The following is a 21,082-nucleotide window of genomic DNA, read 5'->3' as shown; positions in this document are numbered from 1 at the left end:
CCCTAAATATTTAAACTATTTTCAATAATGATATTTTGAACAAGTTTGTGAATCTCTCCATCACCCTCAGAAGGTGCAGCACGATGTTTTCTGCCGTGATAAATGAGTTGATATTGATCCCCTGCAAGTTCGTTTAAAATAGGGTGAACAAAGTACCATGCACCTTGGTTTTGTGGTTCTTCTTGAACCCATGCAATGGTTTCAAGTTTTGGTAATGTTTTTAATAGCGACTCAATTTCTTCTTTTGGAAATGGATAAAGTCTTTCAACAGCGACAATTAAAATTTCATCGTTTGGTGATTCTTTTAGACGTTCTTTCAAATCAATAAACATTTTTCCTGATGCTAAAATGACTTTTTTAATTTTATTTGCGTCGTGATTTTCCGCAAGAATAGGTTCAAATCCACCACTTGTAAATGCATCGATAGGCTGTGCAACGGTTTTATTACGTAACAAGCCTTTCGGTGACATTAATACTAAAGGTCTCATCGCATCTGTGCCTAAGCTTGCTGCTTGTGCACGTAACAAATGGAAATAGTTACTTGAACTTGATAAGTTACATACTGTCATATTGTTTTCTGCTGCTAGTTGTAAGAAGCGTTCTAAACGTGCTGATGAGTGTTCGGGACCTTGCCCTTCAAATGCGTGTGGTAAGAAGAATGTCAATCCTGAACGTTCTCCCCATTTTGCATTGCTTGAGAAAATAAAGTTATCATAATACATTTGTGCCATATTTGAAAAATCACCGAATTGTGCTTCCCAAATATTGAAAGATGATGGATTTTCTACATTGTATCCATATTCAAAGCCAACTACAGCAGCTTCTGATAATGGTGAATTATGAATATCAAAAGTTGCTTTTTGATCAGGTACATGTTGTAACGGAATGTATGTTTCTCCGTTTTCTTGATCATGTAATACTGCATGACGATGACTAAATGTACCACGCTCGCAGTCTTGACCTGTCATACGAATTGGGATTCCTTCTTGCATCACTGTAGCAAAAGCCAGTTGCTCAGCATGTGCCCAATCCACGAGCCCCCCTTCTTTTTCAAAAGGTTCTCTACGTTGTTCGAGAATACGATTTAACTTTTTAAAGACATTAAATGCTTCAGGATAAGTAAGCATTGCTTCATTAATTTCTTTTAATCTTTCAAGCGATAATTCAGAATCATTATTCGCTAACGGTTTTGCAATACTTTCAGGCATTGCCATGTCAGTATTGTTATTTGTATCTTTTTTATCGATTTTATCGTGTGCTTGACGCATTTCTTTTTGTACGCCTTCAATCACTTCATCCATCTCATCTTGACTAATCACACCTTCATCCACCAATTGTTGACCGTAAATGACTTCTGAAGTGTCATGCTTTTTAATTTCTTTATATGGTAATGGATTTGTAAGTGTTGGCTCGTCCATTTCATTGTGACCGAAACGACGATAACCTACTAAATCAATAACGACATCTTTGTTGAATGTCTTTCTAAATTCCATAGCAATATCGATAGCTTCAATTGTAGCTTCTACATTATCTGCATTCACATGTAGTATTGGAACGTCATAACCTTTAGCGACGTCTGTTGCATAAGTTGTTGAACGGCCATCTTCTGGATCGGTTGTAAAACCAATACGGTTATTTGTAATAATATGCAAAGTACCTCCAGTTGAGAAACCATTCAAGTTACCCAAGTTCATTGTTTCAAAATTGACACCTTGCCCCGGATAAGCAGCATCACCATGCACGATGATTGGCATTGCACTATTGTGATCTGTCTTAATTTGACTTGAGCCATCAGTGCGATCTTGTGCGGCTCTCGTGCGTCCAGTGACAACAGGTGCCACAACTTCAAGATGGCTAGGGTTATTTGCTAATGTGATGCGTTGTTCGAAGCCGTGTTCTTTAATTGTTTTAATGCCACCTAAATGATACTTCACGTCTCCTGTCCAACCTGAAGTGATTTTTAAACTGCCATCTTCAGGTAAAAACTTCATCGGATCAGTATGCATAAACTCAGAAAGCATCATTTCGTAAGGCTTTTTAAGTACATGGGTTAGCACATTTAAACGCCCGCGATGTGCCATACCAATTTGTATATTTGTAATTTGTTCTTCTGCTGCACGTTTAATTGTTTGAGTGATCATAGGCACGAGGGTATTTACACCTTGGATTGAAAATCTTTTTGCACCTACGAAGTTTTTGTGAAGGTATTTCTCAAACCCCTCTACGTGTGCGAGAAGTTTAAATAGTTTAATTTTTTCTTCTTTGTTGAGGCTTGCTTTATAAGGTGTCTCAATTCTACGTTTCAGCCATACACGTTCTTTATTATTATTAATATGTGTATATTCAAAAGCAATAGGACCTTTGTAACGTTTTTCCATTCTCACTATGGCTTCATACGCATTATCATAAATATCCTTAAAATGGTCAGAAACGATTTCTGCTGAGATGCCCTCAAGTGTTTGTTGATCTAAATTAAAGTCTTCTGGATTTAATTTAGGAATATTCGTACGTTGAGGCGCGTTTACAGGATAAATATCAGCCTCTAAATGACCATACTGTCTAATATTATCAATTAATCGCATAACACGTTTTATTGTGCTATCCCCTGAGCTTGATTGATATGTTGATGAAACTGTTGCTTCACCGTCTTTAATTGTACTAAAGAGAACTTGTAAATCTTCAGTAACAGAACTAGGATCATCTAAATATTGATCATAAAGTTCTAAAATTAATCCTAAATTTGTTCCAAAGTTTACAGGTGCCTCTGTCACCTGTTTATCGTTCTTCATAATCCACCCTCCACATTTAAAAAAATAAAAACGCTTACAGGTCAATAATAGCATTAAAATGTGAACATTTAAAGGCAAAAAATTGGATAATTATAGTTATTATAATGAATCGAAACTGATGATAAATGTTGTAAATTGGCCCACTTCACTTTTGACTGAAATACGACCGTTATATAGTTTGACCATTTTATGTGCGATAGATAAACCGAGTCCGTTTCCACCTTGTTGGCGGGACCGAGATTTATCAACACGATAGAAACGATCGAATATATGTGCTTGGTCTGCCTGAGGTATGCCCATTCCCCTATCTGTAATTTTAATTAAGACTTGGTTGTTAATTAGTTTTGTTGCTATTGATACATGCTTATTTTGCGTATCATATTTAATTGCGTTATCGAGAAAGATTAACAGTATTTGTTCTAGATGGAATGAATTAATATCTAAATAGATAAAATCTAAATTAGATGAAAAATTAAATTGATAGTCTGGGTGAATTTGTTGTAAAGAATGTATCCGATTTTTAATTTCTTCGTTTACATCTACTTTTTCCGTTTGGTTATCAGTTAAGCGTGAGTCATCTTTAGTTAACAGTAACAATTCTTCGACAAGTTTTGTAATTCGATTCATTTCTTCTAATGAAATATTCAATGATTCTTCTAATATGTCAGGATCTTTTTTACCCCAGCGCTGAATTAAATTGAGATGGCCTTGTATGATTTGTAACGGTGTGCGCAATTCATGTGAAGCATCTTCAACAAATTGTTTTTGTTGATTAAACGAATTTTCAAGTTTGACCATCATACTGTTAAATGTATCAATGAGCGCATCTGTTTCTTCGTAATTCGTAGGTACCTCAAGTTTCTCTTGGAACCCATTTCGTCTAATTTGAGTCATTTTTTCAGTAATAATATTAATCGGTTGTGTGATTTGCGATGAAAAGAAATAACTGATACATGCGGTTACAAATAATGCGATAAAACCAAATATAAGTGCCAAGTAAGTAATAAAATTGAGTAAATCATCGTAAACATCAAGAGAGTGAACAATTGTTGCATACCCTTTAAAGTGACCCGTATCTACAGGATTAGAAACAGTAATATAAGCCCCTTTGTCATTTCGTATAATTTTAATGTTTCGAGTTTCGTGAGGGTGAAAAGGTGGTGAGAACTGGATATTCGTTGTATTTGAGTTTTCTAATAATTTATGTCCGTGTTCATCATAAAGAATGACTTTTTGATAGCTATCTGTGACGGAGCTATACTCTAAAGCTGTAATATTTTTTACCGGTTTTGTTTCTAAAAGATTGTAAAGATCATCTGCACTTCTTTCTGCTTTTTGAAATTCATTTTGCTTGAGTAAACTACTAATTGCATAAATAATGAGTAAGCAAAATATGAAAATGATAAGAAACGTAATGAGTGTCGTCACAAATGTCCATTTGGTTTTTAGTGTCGATTGTTTCATTGTCTGATCACGTATCCTACACCTCTAACCGTTTCAATTAGCTTTTGTTTATCGATTTTTTTCAATTTATTTCTTAAATATCGAATATATACATCTACTACATTTGTTTCGACTTCAGATTCATAACCCCAAACATGATCAAGAATTTGTTCTCGATGCAAGACGCGATTTTTGTTTTCTGCAAGAAGTAATAATAAATCAAATTCGGTTTTAGTGAGTTCGAGAGTTTCATTTTCATACCATACTTTGAAAGCATTTTTATCTATTTTGATGCCATCTATTTCTATCACATTTGATTTAGCTGAATGCTCATCTGTGTACCGTCGTATCAATGCACGACTCCTTGCTAATAATTCTTCAATTTCAAAAGGTTTGACAATATAATCATCAGCGCCATAATCTAACCCAGTGACTTTATCTTCTATTTCACCTTTAGCAGTAATCATAATGATAGGCGTATCTTTTTGCGTACGCAATCTTTTACAAACTTCTAAACCATCCATTTCAGGTAACATTAAATCTAATAAAATAAGATCAAAATCATGTTGTAAAGCGCGATTCAATCCTGAAGCGCCATCATTTCTAATTTCTACATCATAATTTTCATGTTTAAGTTCTAATTCAATAAAGCGAGCTAAGTTTTTTTCATCTTCTACAATGAGTACTTTTTTCATGCTTGTCACCTCTTCCATAATCATATGCTAAAACTATAAAACGGGAAAGTTTTTTAAAAAATTTTGCGTTTTTAATTGACAATCATTCTCAATGAGTTATAATGTAATTGAAAATGATTATCAATCACAACGACCCCCCACTACAATTCGTTCTTGAGATTGAGTCATTTTCAATAATATCCCCTTTTATATGCCCGTATAAAAATTCGTTGATATTAAACGTTAAATAAAAGCCGTCGCATTCATTTGCGGCGGCTTTGTTGCTTTTTATAAATTCAATTGTTTACGTAGGATGAGTTGAGACAGTAAAATACAAATCACACCGCCTATAATTCCTGCAATGATGTCAGTTGGATAATGGACACCGAGATAGACACGAGAACTAGAAATCAAAATGATAAATAGTGCACTCGCACCAATAACAAAAGCTTTTGATTTCCCTTTTAAAATACGGTGTGCAACAAACATTAAACTTCCAAAAAATGCTGTTGCACCCATGGCATGTCCACTTGGAAAACTAAAACCTGATATATCAATGAGTCGTAACAAAGTTGGTCGTTCTCTATCGAATATATTTTTAAGTATTGGATTCGTCACGCCGGACATTATCATAGTCAGTGCAAAAAAGAGCGCTTCAATTTTGTATTTATAGAGCATAAGTAAAGTTACGACAATGAGTGATAATGTAATCATTGCCCATACTTCACCGATTTGAGTCGCACCGAAAAAGATAGAAGTCGATATAAAACTCTCTGAAGAATAAATAAATGAATAAACTTCATTATCAATCCACTTGCCTAAGCGCGATTCATGAAACATGGCAATCACTGAAAATATCAGTGTAAAAATGAGTAAAAGTGAAATTCGCTTCCAATGTGACATGAACTAACCTCCTTAACCAAGTGCATCATGAATTATTTTTTCAAGTAAATCATCTTTAGTATAACTTTCAGTGAAATTCTCCATATTGTTAATATATTGAGCTCTATTTTTTTCAATTTCATTGAGCGCTGCCATCAATGTTTCACTAGTGAGTTCGGACTCATCTAACATAGTAGCATAACCTTGCTTTTCGAAATATTGCGCATTATCAATTTGATCGCCTCGTGATTGATCAAGGCCTAATGGGATTAAAAGCATTGGCAAACGTAATGTTAGAAATTCATAAATCGCATTTGAACCCGCTCTTGAAACGACGGTATCTGTAATTGCAAGTAAATCTGTTAAATCATCTTTAACAAATTCAAATTGTACATAACCTTCAGTTTGGACATGTGGCGCGACTAAGCCTTTACCAGTCAAATGAATAATCTGATAAGTTTCAAGCAATGTATCAAGATGACGACGAATGGCCTCGTTTATTTTAAGGCTTCCCATACTGCCGCCCATCACAAGTAACACTTTTTTGTTTGGATTAAATCCAGTTAATTGATAACCACGTGTTTTATTGCCGTGCTTCAAATCTTCTCGAATGGTAGCCCCGACAAAATCTGCTTTATCTTTCGGAACATGCTTTAACGTATCTTCAAATGTTGTATAAAGTTTTTTGGCAAACTTAATTGCAATTTTATTAGCTAGACCCGGCGTTAAATCAGATTCATGAACAATTGTAGGTATTTTTAATGATTTTGCAGCTAATACAACTGGCACGGAGACAAAGCCCCCTTTTGAAAAAACGATGTCTGGCTTTTCGCGTTTTAAGACTTTACGTGCATCTAAAATTCCTTTTAACACTTTAAAGACATCTTTTAAGTTTTCAAAAGAAAAGTAGCGCCGTAATTTACCACTAGAAATGACATAGTAAGGTGTTTGGGGCAATTGCGATTCAATCATTTCACGTTCTATTCCCTTTTTCGAACCAATATAAAATGCCTCATGTCCTTTCTCGATTGCAGCTGGAATTAAGCTCAAGTTGACCGACACATGTCCAACAGTTCCGCCACCTGTAAATGCAATTTTAACCATATTAACCCTCTATTCTGTTAAATTTTTATAATATGCATAAAATGGTTTACCTTTATCAAAAGGAAACTCAGTACTTGTCATTTCACCAGTTTTGACAAAACCATATTTTTTGAACAATCCTTGTGCGCGTTCATTTTGTGAAAATGTATCTGTCAACAAAATTTGAACATGATGTGATTCTGCCAAGTCCATTGCGAATTGCATTAGTTGTTGCGCAATCCCTCGATATTGTGGCGATGCGACAAGGCGATGAATGACATAAGCATTCGATTTATCAATGGGCCACTCAAGCGCATCATACCAATCTGGTGCATTTTGGTCAATGACGATAAAACCTTTAATTTCTGAATCGTCATAAACGTATAGGCCGCCCATTTCAATATCTGTTTTAAAATGGGTTTTAAGTGGGTAACGATGATCCCATTGTGGATTGTTATCCTCAATCATTAGTTGTTTTGCTTCTTCTGTTAAAGCTTCGATTTGATTAAGGTCTTGTAATGTTGCTTTTCTGATCAATGAAATCACTCCTCAAGTTTCTTTAGCGTTTGTTCAAGCATAGGATCTTCACGCGTTGCTTTTTCAACCAGCTTTTCTGTAAATAGACGATTTGTTTCTTCGTTAAACATCCCATTTGCCTCTATGTGATTTTTTTGTTGAAATGCTTTAATTTCAGTCGTTAATTGCGCATCGTATGATTCATCCACTGCATCTATTGAATAACCTAAGGCTTTCATTCCAATTTTAATTGACCGTATATTTTTATCGTGGTCACCTTGTTGGTAAGTTTTATCTGTCGGAATGGGTTTTATATTTTCATAGTCTGCACCTTTAACAGGAACATCTGGCTTAATACCTTTACCGTGAATATAATGACCATCAGGTGTTAACCATTTCATTTCAGTAAATTTCAATAAAGATCCATCTTTAAATTCACGTGTTGTTTGTACGATACCCTTACCAAATGATTTTGTACCATAAATTTTGGCAATATGATGGTCGTGTAGCGCACCTGAGAATACTTCAGAAGCACTCGCTGAACCTTCATTTAATAGGATTGAAACCTTCATATCTTTAATATGATCTAACGGTTGGTTTGCGGTTTTAACAGCATCTTTTTGATTGCCTTTTTCGAGTTTGACGACAGTTTCTCCTTTATCAAGGAAAATATTTGCCATTTTTACAGCTTCGTCCAACAAGCCGCCAGGATTATTTCTTAAATCCAATAATACTTGTGTGACACCTTCTTTTTGTGATTGCTGAATGGCAGATTTAAGTTCTCCTGCAGTGCCTTCTTGGAATTTATTAATTTTAAACACGCCAATGTGTCCATGTTTTTTGTATTCGACACTTTTTACATGAATCTTATCTCTTTTAACCGTAATATCTCTTGTGTCATTGCCTCTTTTAATCGTCAGTTTGACTTCAGTTCCTTTTTTACCGCGTATTTCAGGAATAATAGCATTGAGCGCTTTGTTTTTAGTCGAATGACCATTAATTGCTAATAGTTCATCCTTTGGTTTAATGCCCGCTTTTTCAGCAGGTGAATCTTTCATTGGACTTGTAATAATAATTTGTTTTCCTTTTTGTTGCATTTCAGCACCGATCCCGACAAAATCGCCAGAAACATCTTCTTGGAAAGATTTAGTTTCATCTTGAGATAAATACTCAGTGTATGGATCGTTTAAACTTTTAGTCATGCCTTTAATTGCGTCATTGAGAAGTTGATCTTTATCTTGCTTTTTATAATAATCATTCGCAATTAACTCGTATACATCACTTAGTTTTTGGGCATTCGCAGTCACTTTTTGGTTTTGAGATGCATGGTTGTAGTAAAAAAATCCCCCTGCAATAACTAATGCCGTTAAAACAAAAGTGAGTAGGATACTTAAAATAAAGGTTTTTAAAGATATGTAACGTTTTGGCTTTTTATTGTTGTTAGACGTACTCAATCGTATTTCACCTTCTTATTTGATTTTCTGATTTTTCAAAGGAAAAAGGGTGAGACATTGCTCGTCCGCACCCTTAAAACGCATATGTGGAAAGATATACATCACATTAAAATTGTAGCCATTCTTGATATTCCTCATATAAATCATCAAAGACAGACATAGGTAAAGTATAATTACCTTCCGTTTCAATATATTCGGACAATACATCGAAACTTTTCTCATATTTAGGAAATGATAAATCTTCAAAAATCATTTCTGCGAGTGCCCCTTGTAGATCTTTACGGCCACGTACAGTTAATGCGAATTGATAAAATGATGCATCTTTCATTATTTCATTTTCACTTCTATCACTGAAGTTTCACCTTTGCTAAGATGTGACGCCTCTTCAAATTGAATTGATTCTGTGCTAGCAGTATTGGTAATGATAATTGGAGAAACAGTAGATTTAGCATTTTGTTTAATAAATTCTAAATCAAATGATACGAGGACAGCACCCATTTTTACTCGATCACCACTTTCAACTGAAACTTCAAATCCTTCACCGTTAAGTTGAACAGTATCTAAGCCAATGTGAACTAATACTTCAAGACCATTATCAGCTTTTAAACTAATTGCATGTTTAGTAGGAAAAACGTTATCTACAACACCATCTATAGGTGAAACAACTGTACCTTCAATAGGTTGCACGCCAAACCCTTCTCCCATCATTTTTTGAGCAAAAACTGGATCTGGAATGTCTTCGATTTTTACAAGTTCACCACTAATAGGCGCATAAACCGTAATGTCTTTGCTTGCTTCATTATTCTTACCGAAAAGTTTTTTGAACATCTTGTTAACTCCTTTATTTATCAAAAAGTTTTACGAGATCACCATAACCGAGTGCTTCAAGTTTTTCATAAGGAATAAACTGAATTGCTGCTGAATTAATACAATAACGTAAGCCACCACGATCTTTTGGGCCGTCATTAAAGACATGACCGAGATGACTATTGCTGTCTTCAGAACGGACTTCTGTTCGAATCATTCCGAAAGATTTATCGACAAGTTCGATAATATCTTGATCATCAATGGCTTTTGAAAAACTAGGCCAACCACAATCTGATTCAAATTTATCATCAGAAGTAAAAAGTGGTTTACCTGAAATTTTGTCTACATAAATCCCTTTTTCATAATGATTCCAATATTCATTTTGGAATGGAGGTTCTGTCCCATCTTGTTGTGTTACGAGATATTCTAAGTCAGTTAGATCTTTTTTATCTTTTTTAATCATGCTTGATCACCCCAATGTTTTTTGATAAATGCTTTTCTACCAGACCCACGCTGATACTGATAATAATGAACGGGATGTTTTTTATAATAATCTTGATGATAGTCTTCTGCTGGATAGAAATTTTTGTAAGGTTCTACCGGTGTGACGACAGGTTTATCGAATATTTTTGCCTCATTTAGCGCATCAATTTTCTTTAGTGCACTTTCTTTCTGTGCTTCATCATGATAAAAAATGACAGGTCGATAACTTTCGCCTCTATCAAAAAATTGTCCATTTTTATCAGTCGGATCAAATGTTTTAAAATAAATATCTAAAATATCACTAAAAGATATCACTTGTTCATCAAATACAATTTGAACAGCTTCAACATGTCCTGTTGTATTCGTACATACTTCTTCATAAGTTGGATATTCAACCGTGCCACCACTATAACCAGAAGTGATGCTCTTAACACCGTCATATGATGTAAATGGTTTTACGAGGCACCAAAAACATCCGCCTGCTAATGTTGCTATCGCCATTTCTGACACCTCCGAGTTTTTATAAGTCTTTAGAATTTTTCAAGACAACTAAACCGATTGCACCCGCACCTGTATGCGTAGAAATCACGGGTGTCGTATGTCCAAATTCAAATTTTTGTATATTAAATGTTTCGTCTAATTTTTCTTTAAATTTATCCATAAAATCTTGTGCTTTTGCATGTGATATGCCAACCGATTCAATAGCATTATCACCGATAAATGATTTTAAATCTTTCAGGATAAATTTAATACATGCATTTTGTGTACGTGCATTATGAATCATCTCTAAATTACCATCAACAAGTTCACCAATTGGCTTAATTTTCATAAAGTTACCAATCAAGCCTTTTGCTTTACTAATGCGTCCACCTTTAATCAGTTGATCTAATTGACCAATAATGACGTATAACTTGATGTTTTCTTGTAATTTTTTTAATTTATTAAGGATTTCTTCTGTTGATAAGCCAGCTTCAACCCATTGTGTTAAACATTTCAATTGATAACCTAAACCAAACGAAATCGATTTTGAATCAATGACAGTAATTTTAGCATCAACCATTTCACTTGCTTGGACAGCCGTTTGGTAAGTACCACTTAAACCTGAAGATAGATGGATACTAATAATTTCAGCACCAGTTTGAGCAAGTTCCTCATATTTCTCTACAAATTTTCCGATTGGAGGTTGACTTGTTTTAAGATCATTTTCATCATAACCCAAGTATTGAGAAAAAGATTCATTTGTAATTTCAGTTTGATCTTCGTATGAGTCGCCATTAATTGTAACACTTAATGGAACGACATGAATATTATGTTGTTTTAAAAATGATGGTTCTAAGTCTGATGTTGAATCAGTAACAATTATTTGTTGCATAGTATGAAACCTCCAAGATTTACTTTCGAGTCAAATGTAAAAATGTATGTGGGTACTTGTTTTTCTCGTCTACTGTACCTTCTTCTGCAGAAACGACTTTCCACTCTTCAAATGTATAAGGTGGGAAAAAGGTATCTGCTTGAAATTCATCATCTATCACTGTGATATACATGTCGTCAACCTTGTCGATGAAAGTTTCGAATAAAGATTGTCCGCCAAATATAAAAACATGTTCGTCTTTAATGGATTGTATCTCATCAATGTCATGTATCACATCAACGCCGTCATGATGGAAGTCTTTATTTCGAGTCAACACAACATTTCTACGTTGAGGTAATGGCTTGCCAATTGACTCAAAAGTGGCACGTCCCATAACAAGTGTATGCCCGGTGGTTAATTTTTTTACATGCTTCAAATCATTAGGTAAATGCCAAGGTAATTGGCCTTGGAATCCAATACCACGATGTTGATCATGTGCGACTAAAATAGATAGTGTCATTTGTTTGCTCCTTTATTTATACAGCAATCGGTGCTTTTATTGCTGGATGTGATTGATAATTAACGATCTCTAAATCTTCATATTCTATATCAAATATCGAGCAATCAGAATTAATTTTTAACTGAGGTGGTTCGTAGCTTGTTCGTTCAAGCTGTGTTTGAATCGCTTCTATATGGTTGCTATAAATGTGCGCATCTCCAAAAGTATGAACAAATTCACCGACTTCTAATTGACATTCTTTTGCGATAAGATGCGTCAACAGACTATAGCTTGCAATATTAAAAGGAACACCTAAAAAGATGTCAGCACTTCTTTGGTAGAGCTGGCAACTTAATCGATTGTTCTCTACATAAAATTGAAATAGTGTATGACATGGCGGTAATGCCATAGTGTCAATTTCTGATGGATTCCAAGCACTCACAATATGACGTCTCGAATTAGGATGTGTCTTAATTTGTTCAATAACTGTTTTAAGTTGATCATAATGCTGCCCATCAGCACCAACCCAATCACGCCATTGTTTACCGTAGACATTACCTAAATCTCCGTGTTTTTCCATGAATGCATCGTTGTTCAATATTTGATGTTTAAAGTTGTTCATCTCTTGTTGATAGATTTTTGCAAATTCTGGGTCATGTTGGACACGATGGCCAAAATTAGTCATATCTGGGCCGTGGTAATCTGAACTTTGGACATACTTTTCAAACGCCCATTCATTCCAAATGTTGTTATTATATTTTAAAAGATATCTTAAATTTGTATCGCCTCGAATAAACCATATTAATTCTGTAGCAATCAACTTAAACGAAACTTTTTTAGTAGTGAGTAACGGGAACCCTTTCGAAAGATCGAATCGAAGTTGATGACCAAACTTAGAAATGGTGCCTGTGGCTGTTCTATCATCACGTTGATTTCCAATTTTTAATACTTCTTCACATAAGCTGTGATACGCTTGATCAAATGGATTCATGACATTCACCTCTTTCTCTTAGTATATATAATAGACGATTTTTAACTATTTGAAAAATAAAAACAACGTTGTTGATAAGAGATGCTTCTTAACTAGCAAATGGGTTCTAAATAAACGTATGCTCATAGTTGTCTGTGTGGCGTCTTTACTTACTTCTAATTAATGAACTCTTTCTTTCAATTGTCGCGATGAGCTATGAAATGATAGCGCACTGTTGCTATTATTGAAAGTCAAAAAGGATTGAAACAGCATTTGTTTGGCATGTTTCAATCCTTGTTAGAAAGTTATGCTTGGCAATGCGTATCGAAAGCGTCTTTAATATCCATGGCGATATCATTAATGTCTCGACCTTCGATATGTTCACGTGGCATAAAGTGCACAAGTTGTGTACCTCTAAATAGCGCAAATGATGGACTTGATGGTACTTGTTGAATGTATTCTCTCATTTTAGCTGTTGCTTCTTTGTCTTGACCGGCAAATACTGTGACTTTATGATTAGGTTTGTTTTCGTTTTGTTCAGCGACTGCCACTGCTGCTGGGCGCGCAAGTCCTGCCGCGCAACCACAAGTTGAGTTGATGACAACAAATGTTGTTGCATCGTCTTCCACATTTGCCATATAATCACTGACATCCGCTTCACTCTCTAAACTTTCAAAACCATTTTCTGTTAACTCGCCTCTCATTTGTGCAGCAAGTTCTTTCATATAAGCATCATATGCATTCATTATAAAAACACTCCCTCTATTTATTCATTTATTGATTTCGATTTGCAATTTGCTTCCAAACAGATCCAAGCGCGTCTTCTCCATTTTCAATGCGCGTAATCGCCATTTCAATTTGGAGCTTCACTTCATACGCTGAATCGTCTTGATGCGCTTTTAAACTTTCCAATTGTGCGGGACCACCCTCATCAAAAAGAAACATCGCAGCACGCCATCTCACTATTTTTTGTGGATCGTCGAGCGCCCGTTCCATTTCAGGTAAAGCTTCCTTAAAGCCTAAGTCACTAATATTGTCTCCCGCTGTTCTTCTAACTGCTGGGCTTTGATCTCTTAAACCTTTATATAAGTATGGAAGTGTGGCTTTGTCTTCAATCATACTGAGCAAGACCACAGCTTCTCTTCTCAATGGGACTTTACTTTCATTTAATGCCGCATCTAGTAAAGGATAGTCGTCTGCAGTTGGTGTTGGAAAAGATTTAAGCATCCGTAGACGTGTTTTCCAATCCGCTGTTTGCTGATAGGTCTCTAAAGAGACATGCGTATAATGTTTTTCGGGAACAGTGATATTAGTGTTTTTAGCTTCTTCAACCAATTGGTCTAAAACATGTTCCGGGTAAACTGCATGCATTTCTTCAATGACTTCTGCCATAACTTCTTCGATATCCCCATATCTTACACCTAGTGATGCCCATTTGCGTAAAAATACGACGTTATCTTCAGGTAATTGTGTAGAAAGCATGGCATTAACAAAGCGATCCTCTAATTGCGCTCTATATTCTTTATCCCCTGTAGTTAATTTAACCTGATAGGGAATCCCTTTAAACTTTAGGACTTCTACTTTAATTTCCCCAAAATGTGAATCCGGTTGAATTTCGGAGAGAGAATCTTGCTGATCGTGATTGAGCGTCGCAGTCACTTTAGGCAAAACATCCTCCCAATCTGCTTTAGGCATTTTATCAACCGCTATAAAATCTAACACATAAAAAACAGATTTAACTTCTTCTATTTTCAAAATAGCATTGATAAAGGGAGGTTGCCCTTCTTTAACTTCGGTATAAGTCGAAGAATGACGATCTTCCCTTGTTTCAGATAAAACAATTTTCATGGTATTTGGACTCGGTGTAGGCTCTACCTTAACAATTTCCATAAAAAACCTCCTCATCAAATCATGACATTTATTGCAACTCGTTTCCAAGTTGTCGAATTTGCTTTCCAATTGAACATTCATTGATGCAGAAGTGATGTGCTTGTGTCTTCCCTTTTACTTTTCGAATGTATGATTTAACAAGACATTGCTCACAATATTGCTGAGAGAGTTGGTCAATCTCGGCAATAGCATTTTTCTTAGATTCAGTGAGCACAAAATTCACCTCTTTAAAATATAATGCATACAATATTCACTATATTAACATGATTGATAGGTACATTGAAATGTTTAAACTTAGTGATTTCCTCAATCCTTTCAGAAAAACCTATCTTGAAAATACAACACGGTTTGCTTATAATAGTAAAGTTATATCGTTGAGCGGTTTCTAAACACCCGCTTTAACAAAATTTAGGAGGGATTCTCATTGTATAACGAATGGCTAGGTTTAGTCGCGTTTTTAGTTACATTTATATTAATGGTTTTAATGTACCGTTTTTTTGGTAAGGCCGGATTATATGCGTGGGTCGCAATAGGAACAATTATTGCAAATATCCAAGTATTGAAAACGGTGGATATATTTATGATTTCAGCCACTTTAGGTAACATTATGTTTGCTTCTATTTATCTTGCAACTGATGTATTGAATGATATTTATGGGCGGAAAGTTGCTAAAAGAGCAGTTTGGTTAGGTTTTTCATCCACTTTAGTGATGATTATCGTCATGCAAATCTCCTTAGCATTTCAACCAAGTGATGCGGATATGGCACAAAGCGCGTTGAAATCTATTTTTGATGTCGTACCTCGTATTGCATTTGCCTCAATCATTGCTTATATCATCGGCCAACACATTGATGTGTTCGTATTTAATGTGATTAAGAGAATATTTAAATCGGATCGCACATTTTTTATACGTGCTTATGGAAGTACAACGTTAAGTTCGATATTTGATACTGCGTTATTTGTACTCATCGCTTTTTATGGCAGTCTACCTCATCCTGTCATATTTGAAATATTTATAACAACGTATTTATTAAAATTGCTTTCTACAATTTTGAATGTACCATTTGGTTATTGGGCAAAATCACTTTATCGTAAAGGTAAAATTAAAGATGATGGCTATTGATCAGCAATCATGTTAATTTAAAAATAAAAGATGACTTTGAATTAGTCATTAATCTTGCGGGTGAAGATTTCTGTAATAATGTAATATGTTGGCGTATTTAATCTTAAAGAAGTTGAAGTGTGGTGAGCTCTATTGGCGAAAATACATTTTGATGCAGCAACGAAAGGCAATCCGGGTCTAAGCACATGTGGCGTTGTGATTGTAGATGAACATGAGCGTTATACAGCCACTAAAGTGTTAGGGATGATGGACAATCATACTGCAGAATGGGAAGCGCTCCTATTTGCAATGAAACAGGCTAAAGCGTTAAATATCGAGACTGCACTGATCTATACGGATTCACAACTTATCGAAGATGCTGTGAATCGAGAATATGTTAAAAATAAACACTTTAAAGCTTATCTTGAGCGTTACTTAAATGAATCAAACCATTTTGCACTTTGCTTTGTGAAATGGGTTCCGAGAAAGCAAAATAAAGCAGCAAATCAATTAGCACAAGATAAGTTATACCATACAATAAAGCAACAGTCTGATTAACCCAAATAAAAAAGTACCGAGATTAACTTATGAAAAACAGTTAATTTCGGTACTTTTTAATAATGACAACCATACCTCATTCTGAAGATATACTATAAATGTTGAATAAATCGTTTTGAGACAAAAAGCTCATGTTGATCACAAATTGAAAGGACGTGGTTAAGTTCAACTTGATGCGCCATAGATTCAAGTAATGAAGTCCATTCTATAGGAACGTGACACTCTATCGTTGCCAATTGTTTAGACAGTTGAAGTTCAGATAAATGTTCATTGATTTTTTTCTGCTGACCCGGTGTTAACTTTGCAAGATTTTCAACAACATTTTCAACTGAATCATACTGTTGAATCAATTTAATCGCTGTTTTTTCTCCGATCCCTTTGACACCAGGATATCCATCAGCAGTGTCTCCCATAAAAGCTTTAACATCAATAAGTTGTTGTGGTTTTAAACCATATTCCGCTTCAAAGCGGGCTTGATCATACTTGTGATATTCATTAAATCCTTTTTTAATCAGCCAAACATTAACCTTTTCATTAATACATTGAAGTAAATCTCGGTCACCTGTCACAATATAAACTTCGTGATGTTCATCAGACTCTGAAAAAGAGCGTGCGAGTGTACCGATAACGTCATCTGCTTCAAAGTTTTCGACGCCTATATTTAAAAAGCCGAGTGATTGTGAAATATGTTTGACATGATTAAATTGAGGGATTAATTCTTCTGGTGGTTCTGGGCGATTTTGTTTGTAATCTACATACATTTCATTTCTAAATGTCGCCTTTCCCATATCCCAACAAATTGCGACATGCGTCGGTTGGATATCTCGAATCGCGCTATAGACATGTCTGACAAAGCCTTGTGTCCCATTTGTAGGGACACCTGCTGAATTTCGCATAAAATTTTTATGGATACTCGTCGCATAAAAGTGACGAAATAATAAGGCCATGCCGTCTATAAGTAAAAGTTTTTGAGTCATCGTTTCAGTCCTTTGAATTTAGAATTTGTGCTAATTTTGGCGTGCTTATTTTTAATTGATTGATAAGTGTATCATCAATTTTGAAATCAAGGATCGCATTGATTTCATTTTGTGCTTCTAATTCTGCCGTTTCAATCGCTTCAGTTGCTTTTGAAGTGAGTTGGTCTAACAGCGATTCTAACACTTTTCGTAGTTCAGTCAACTTTGGCTGAAGCAAGTTAATCGTGCGTTCTTTGATTTCTGATTGGATTTGTTTTTGTACTTTAGGCTGTAAAAGGTTTCGCTTTGTCAGCTGTTTAGGTAATTGATCAACCATTTGTTGTAACTCGAGCGTTAAAATAGACTTTTCATACGGTTCAATCTGGATGGTTTCGTAATCAGGTATAATCACGCGATAGTGTTGAAGTAGTTTAATTTTAGGTGCCATTTCTTGTTGTAATGCTTGATTAAAGAAATGCTTAAGTCTTTCTATTAGCAGTGTTTGTTCTAAGAAGAGCTTTTGGTGTATTTGATCAAGATATGATTTCGTACTCCGTCTTTTTTCTTCATTAAAATGATTTGTATTTGTCATTTGGCCATTATAAATCGCTTTAACATCATCTGCTAATTGGATTTTTAAGCGCTCATTTAAATGGTAAATTTGATCTTCTATTTCGTTAAAGGTCTTTTGTGCAATCGATTGGATTAATTCAGCTTTAAATAGTTTTTCTCGGCGCATACGTTCAAGTTGTTGTTGCGTCTGATGCATTTGTTGCGCATTGGTTTCAAAATCGTTGATGATTGATTCGTAAGCTTCCTTAATATAGGCAAATTGATCATACATTTTCTGTTCTAACAGTGATTTAGATTCGACTTCAGCGAAATGTGTGATACTTTCTTTTAACGTATGCATCCCTTCATCATCTGTCTCTAAAGCGGCGCGACTCGATACCATAAAGATATCAGGGTTCATTTGGACTTTAGACAACGCATCTTTGACATATGCATATACTGCTTGTTGTTCGTCACTGTTTTCAGCTAAATCAACAGCATTAATGACCATTTTAAACGACTGATTGGTTTTCAATTGATTCATATCTTTCATATGTTGTATGAAAGCTTGATCATTCTGTGTAAACGCATGGTTAAAATAACTTACATATAAAATAAGATCTGATGTTGTCAAAATCTTTTCGGTTTCATTCGTGTGTCGTTGATTATTAGAATGTAAACCTAATGAGTCAATGATCACTTTGTCTTTTAGCCATGGTAAGGGTAGACGTAGGTGCACCATTTGTACAAAGGTAGCAAATTCGTCTTCCGCACTCCATTTCGAAATTTCTGAAGCATCGATGGGGTGTTCTATGCCCTTTTCGATATAGGACTGATATAAATCATAGTTTTTTTCTACTGCATTAATAAAGGCAACGCTATTTTTATCAATCTTTGTTTTTAATTGTTCAAGATCTGTGTTTAAAAACGTCGTGATTGAATCAAACTGATTGTCTATGAGCTGGGTCATATCGTTAATATCTGCTAATAAGGCGTCAGGTGTTTTAAATGTAACACTGTGATGGGACCCATACGATATTTCTGTCGTAGCGGCAGTGGTAGGATTAGGCGAACTAGTTAAATAAGCTTTACCTAGTAGCGCGTTAATCAAGCTACTTTTTCCAGCGCTAAATGTACCGAAAATCCCTATTTTAATTTTTTGTTGTGTCATTCTCGTTAATGTATCTTCAATGTTTTTGACACTTGTTTTAAAAAGCGGGATGTTGCGAACAACGTCTAATCCTTGTTGGATTTGAGTTGTATGCAAACTTCGCTCATTTGTGACCACACTTTGATGATTATCGGATTCATAGGTTGAGTCGGATACCGTTTCTTGTGGTTGGAAATGAATGCGTGTCCGATCAATCAGTTGGTCAAGAGAGTCTGACATATGAATATAGTAATGGCGATAGTTTTCTGTTTCTAGAGATTGCTTTAATTTCCGCAAATCGATATAGCGCTTATAGTCTTGAATATCAGTGGAATCTTCAACTAAATGCTCTTCTGCATGGACATTTTCAATGATTTCTTCATCTAAAGGCTCAGACATTTTCAAGATATATTGCTTGATTTCTTTCATTAAATGCTCTGAGAAAGTGAGCACATACTGATTCGTAATTTCTATTTGTGTTTGATACAGTTCAGTGATAAGACTTTCAGGAATTTCAAAGTGTTGCTTTAAAATTTGCTGATTCAATTGTGTATTATTGATAAAGCGTGTCAAAAATGATAAGTCATCTTGCATAGGCTTTTCAATTTGATGCGCAATCCGCTTCTGCAGTTGTTGTATAACGTCATGAAGGCGTGCAGCGCGAATTTCCTCTGTTTTTCTTTTTTTATTAAAAAGTCCCCCTGCTTTAAAGTTTTTAGTCATACTTTCTAAATAAAAACGAATGGTTTCCCGCATATCATGCGTCATAATATAAGCATTATCAATAATAGATCTGCGTTTATCTTTTAAATATTGCTTAAGGGCTGAAGGGGTATTTAACAGTTGTGTTTCTTCACTTATCATTTCATTTTTTTGATGTGTTTGATATGCTTGATCAAATTGTTCAGCCGTAATATTTAAACGTTCTAGAAGCATCTGCATTTCTTGCTGTAAATAATCTTTTTGATGTTGTTGAATAAACTCTTTCATTCGAGCAACATAATCTTTGACGGGTTCTCTATGTTGGTCTTGTTCTCGTATAAATGATGAAAGGGCATCAAATTCATTATAAGGATGCTCAAATTTAGTAATATAAAATGTTTTCAAAAGTTGAATATCCCATTCTTGAATTGACTGTTGCACACGACGTTGAAAAGTTTCAAAGTCGATTTCTTGATGATTGTGTTTATCAATCTGGTTAACAACAAAGACAACCGGGATACCTGCATAATTTAATCTTTTCATAAATTTGAAGTTTAAAGCAGATTGAACGTGATTATAATCAACTGTGTAAAAAACAATATTACTTGTATATAAAAATTGCTCAGTCTGCGCACTATGTGATTGTACATTGGAATCTACACCTGGCGTATCTTGAAAAGTGAAGCCATTTTTGAACTTTGAACTTTGTATTTGAATATCAATGGATTCAACTTGATAATTTTCCCGGTTCATCGCTTTAACTTCGTCATAATTTTGAAGGGAAGTGTATTTTTGACCTTCAATGTTTGCGGTCATCCCTGATTGCTCAGCAACAGTCACACGTGCGGTATTACTAGTGGTTGGAACGGGTGAGCTGGGTAATATCTCCTGACCGATAAGACGATTAATGACTGTCGATTTTCCAGATGAAAAGTGGCCTACAAAGGTCACGGTATATTGATTTAGGTAAACTTTTTTAATTATTTGATTAATCGTTTGAACAAACGTATAATGATCTGATTTTTCTACTTCTTTTTTTAATTTATATAAAATATCTAGTTCTTCTTGGTTCTGCATGTAAACTGACTCCCCTTGTTTATAAAGCACTCTATAGTTCTATTATATGAATTTAATTGTAACATTGTACAGTCATACTTATTTTATCACTTGAAGCGATATGCATATCGATAGGAAGACATTATGATGAAGTCAAAACATTGT

The 21,082-nt window shown here is 34.9% G+C and carries 21 protein-coding genes; 2 read left to right on the top strand and 19 right to left on the bottom strand.

What is annotated here, in order from left to right:
• Positions 1–2: 2 nt before the first annotated feature.
• The 17 genes from MUA40_RS06740 to MUA40_RS06660 all read right to left on the bottom strand — a co-directional run bounded on the left by MUA40_RS06740 (position 3) and on the right by MUA40_RS06660 (position 15,055).
• Positions 3–2,789 carry a 2-oxoglutarate dehydrogenase E1 component gene (locus tag MUA40_RS06740; RefSeq protein WP_016425064.1) on the bottom strand — a complete coding sequence of 929 codons (2,787 nt, stop codon included), beginning with the start codon at positions 2,787–2,789 and terminating at the stop codon, positions 3–5.
• Between the two features lie 99 nt (positions 2,790–2,888).
• Positions 2,889–4,253, bottom strand: coding sequence for a HAMP domain-containing sensor histidine kinase (locus MUA40_RS06735; RefSeq protein ID WP_016425065.1), 1,365 nt, complete (start codon positions 4,251–4,253; stop codon positions 2,889–2,891).
• On the bottom strand, positions 4,250–4,927 hold the full coding sequence (locus tag MUA40_RS06730) for a response regulator transcription factor (protein ID WP_016425066.1): 678 nt from the start codon (positions 4,925–4,927) through the stop codon (positions 4,250–4,252). The genes MUA40_RS06735 and MUA40_RS06730 overlap by 4 nt, the downstream gene beginning before the upstream one ends.
• Positions 4,928–5,194: 267 nt before the next feature.
• Entirely contained in the window at positions 5,195–5,809 is a 615-nt protein-coding gene (locus MUA40_RS06725; protein WP_016425067.1) for a phosphatase PAP2 family protein, read from the bottom strand.
• A 12-nt stretch (positions 5,810–5,821) separates the two neighbouring features.
• Positions 5,822–6,892: an undecaprenyldiphospho-muramoylpentapeptide beta-N-acetylglucosaminyltransferase gene (locus MUA40_RS06720; RefSeq protein ID WP_016425068.1), complete on the bottom strand. Its 1,071-nt coding sequence runs from the start codon at positions 6,890–6,892 to the stop codon at positions 5,822–5,824.
• Between the two features lie 9 nt (positions 6,893–6,901).
• On the bottom strand, positions 6,902–7,408 hold the full coding sequence (locus MUA40_RS06715) for a GNAT family N-acetyltransferase (protein ID WP_016425069.1): 507 nt from the start codon (positions 7,406–7,408) through the stop codon (positions 6,902–6,904).
• Between the two features lie 5 nt (positions 7,409–7,413).
• On the bottom strand, positions 7,414–8,841 hold the full coding sequence (locus MUA40_RS06710) for a S41 family peptidase (RefSeq protein WP_126496160.1): 1,428 nt from the start codon (positions 8,839–8,841) through the stop codon (positions 7,414–7,416).
• 106 nt (positions 8,842–8,947) lie between these two features.
• Positions 8,948–9,169, bottom strand: coding sequence for a YozE family protein (locus MUA40_RS06705; RefSeq protein WP_016425071.1), 222 nt, complete (start codon positions 9,167–9,169; stop codon positions 8,948–8,950).
• Positions 9,169–9,669: a PTS sugar transporter subunit IIA gene (locus MUA40_RS06700; RefSeq protein ID WP_016425072.1), complete on the bottom strand. Its 501-nt coding sequence runs from the start codon at positions 9,667–9,669 to the stop codon at positions 9,169–9,171. The genes MUA40_RS06705 and MUA40_RS06700 overlap by 1 nt, the downstream gene beginning before the upstream one ends.
• A gap of 13 nt (positions 9,670–9,682) precedes the next feature.
• On the bottom strand, positions 9,683–10,111 hold the full coding sequence (gene msrB, locus MUA40_RS06695) for a peptide-methionine (R)-S-oxide reductase MsrB (protein WP_016425073.1): 429 nt from the start codon (positions 10,109–10,111) through the stop codon (positions 9,683–9,685).
• Positions 10,108–10,632 (bottom strand): peptide-methionine (S)-S-oxide reductase MsrA, encoded by a 525-nt coding sequence (msrA, locus tag MUA40_RS06690; protein ID WP_016425074.1) that lies wholly within the window; start codon positions 10,630–10,632, stop codon positions 10,108–10,110. Before msrA ends, msrB begins: the two co-directional genes overlap by 4 nt.
• Positions 10,633–10,651: 19 nt before the next feature.
• Positions 10,652–11,503: a DegV family protein gene (locus MUA40_RS06685; protein WP_016425075.1), complete on the bottom strand. Its 852-nt coding sequence runs from the start codon at positions 11,501–11,503 to the stop codon at positions 10,652–10,654.
• Between the two features lie 19 nt (positions 11,504–11,522).
• A complete protein-coding gene (locus MUA40_RS06680) occupies positions 11,523–12,002 on the bottom strand; it encodes a dihydrofolate reductase (protein ID WP_016425076.1) in 480 nt (159 codons plus the stop codon).
• A gap of 16 nt (positions 12,003–12,018) precedes the next feature.
• Positions 12,019–12,972 (bottom strand): thymidylate synthase, encoded by a 954-nt coding sequence (locus tag MUA40_RS06675; protein ID WP_016425077.1) that lies wholly within the window; start codon positions 12,970–12,972, stop codon positions 12,019–12,021.
• A gap of 284 nt (positions 12,973–13,256) precedes the next feature.
• A complete protein-coding gene (gene brxA / locus MUA40_RS06670; protein WP_167732779.1) occupies positions 13,257–13,697 on the bottom strand; it encodes a bacilliredoxin BrxA in 441 nt (146 codons plus the stop codon).
• 28 nt (positions 13,698–13,725) lie between these two features.
• Positions 13,726–14,841 (bottom strand): virulence factor, encoded by a 1,116-nt coding sequence (locus MUA40_RS06665; RefSeq protein ID WP_262569269.1) that lies wholly within the window; start codon positions 14,839–14,841, stop codon positions 13,726–13,728.
• 28 nt (positions 14,842–14,869) lie between these two features.
• Positions 14,870–15,055, bottom strand: coding sequence for a zinc-finger domain-containing protein (locus tag MUA40_RS06660; protein ID WP_037559128.1), 186 nt, complete (start codon positions 15,053–15,055; stop codon positions 14,870–14,872).
• Positions 15,056–15,265: 210 nt separating this feature from the next.
• On the opposite strand from MUA40_RS06660, the gene MUA40_RS06655 reads away from it, so the two are divergent.
• Both MUA40_RS06655 and MUA40_RS06650 read left to right on the top strand, forming a co-directional pair.
• Positions 15,266–15,964, top strand: coding sequence for a queuosine precursor transporter (locus tag MUA40_RS06655; RefSeq protein ID WP_016425080.1), 699 nt, complete (start codon positions 15,266–15,268; stop codon positions 15,962–15,964).
• A gap of 132 nt (positions 15,965–16,096) precedes the next feature.
• Complete coding sequence (locus MUA40_RS06650; RefSeq protein WP_016425081.1) at positions 16,097–16,501, top strand: ribonuclease HI family protein; 405 nt, start codon at positions 16,097–16,099, stop codon at positions 16,499–16,501.
• 92 nt (positions 16,502–16,593) lie between these two features.
• Here MUA40_RS06650 and MUA40_RS06645 read toward each other — a convergent pair whose 3' ends face one another.
• Together MUA40_RS06645 and MUA40_RS06640 are read right to left on the bottom strand one after the other, a co-directional pair.
• A complete protein-coding gene (locus MUA40_RS06645) occupies positions 16,594–17,478 on the bottom strand; it encodes a 5'-3' exonuclease (protein WP_016425082.1) in 885 nt (294 codons plus the stop codon).
• Positions 17,479–17,482: 4 nt separating this feature from the next.
• Positions 17,483–20,938, bottom strand: coding sequence for a dynamin family protein (locus tag MUA40_RS06640; RefSeq protein WP_126496146.1), 3,456 nt, complete (start codon positions 20,936–20,938; stop codon positions 17,483–17,485).
• Positions 20,939–21,082: the final 144 nt, after the last annotated feature.

The organism is Staphylococcus schleiferi, from assembly GCF_025558325.1.
Lineage (GTDB): Bacteria > Bacillota > Bacilli > Staphylococcales > Staphylococcaceae > Staphylococcus > Staphylococcus schleiferi.
Note: the sequence above shows the minus strand (reverse complement) of the source record. Positions and strands in the feature narration are given on the sequence as shown.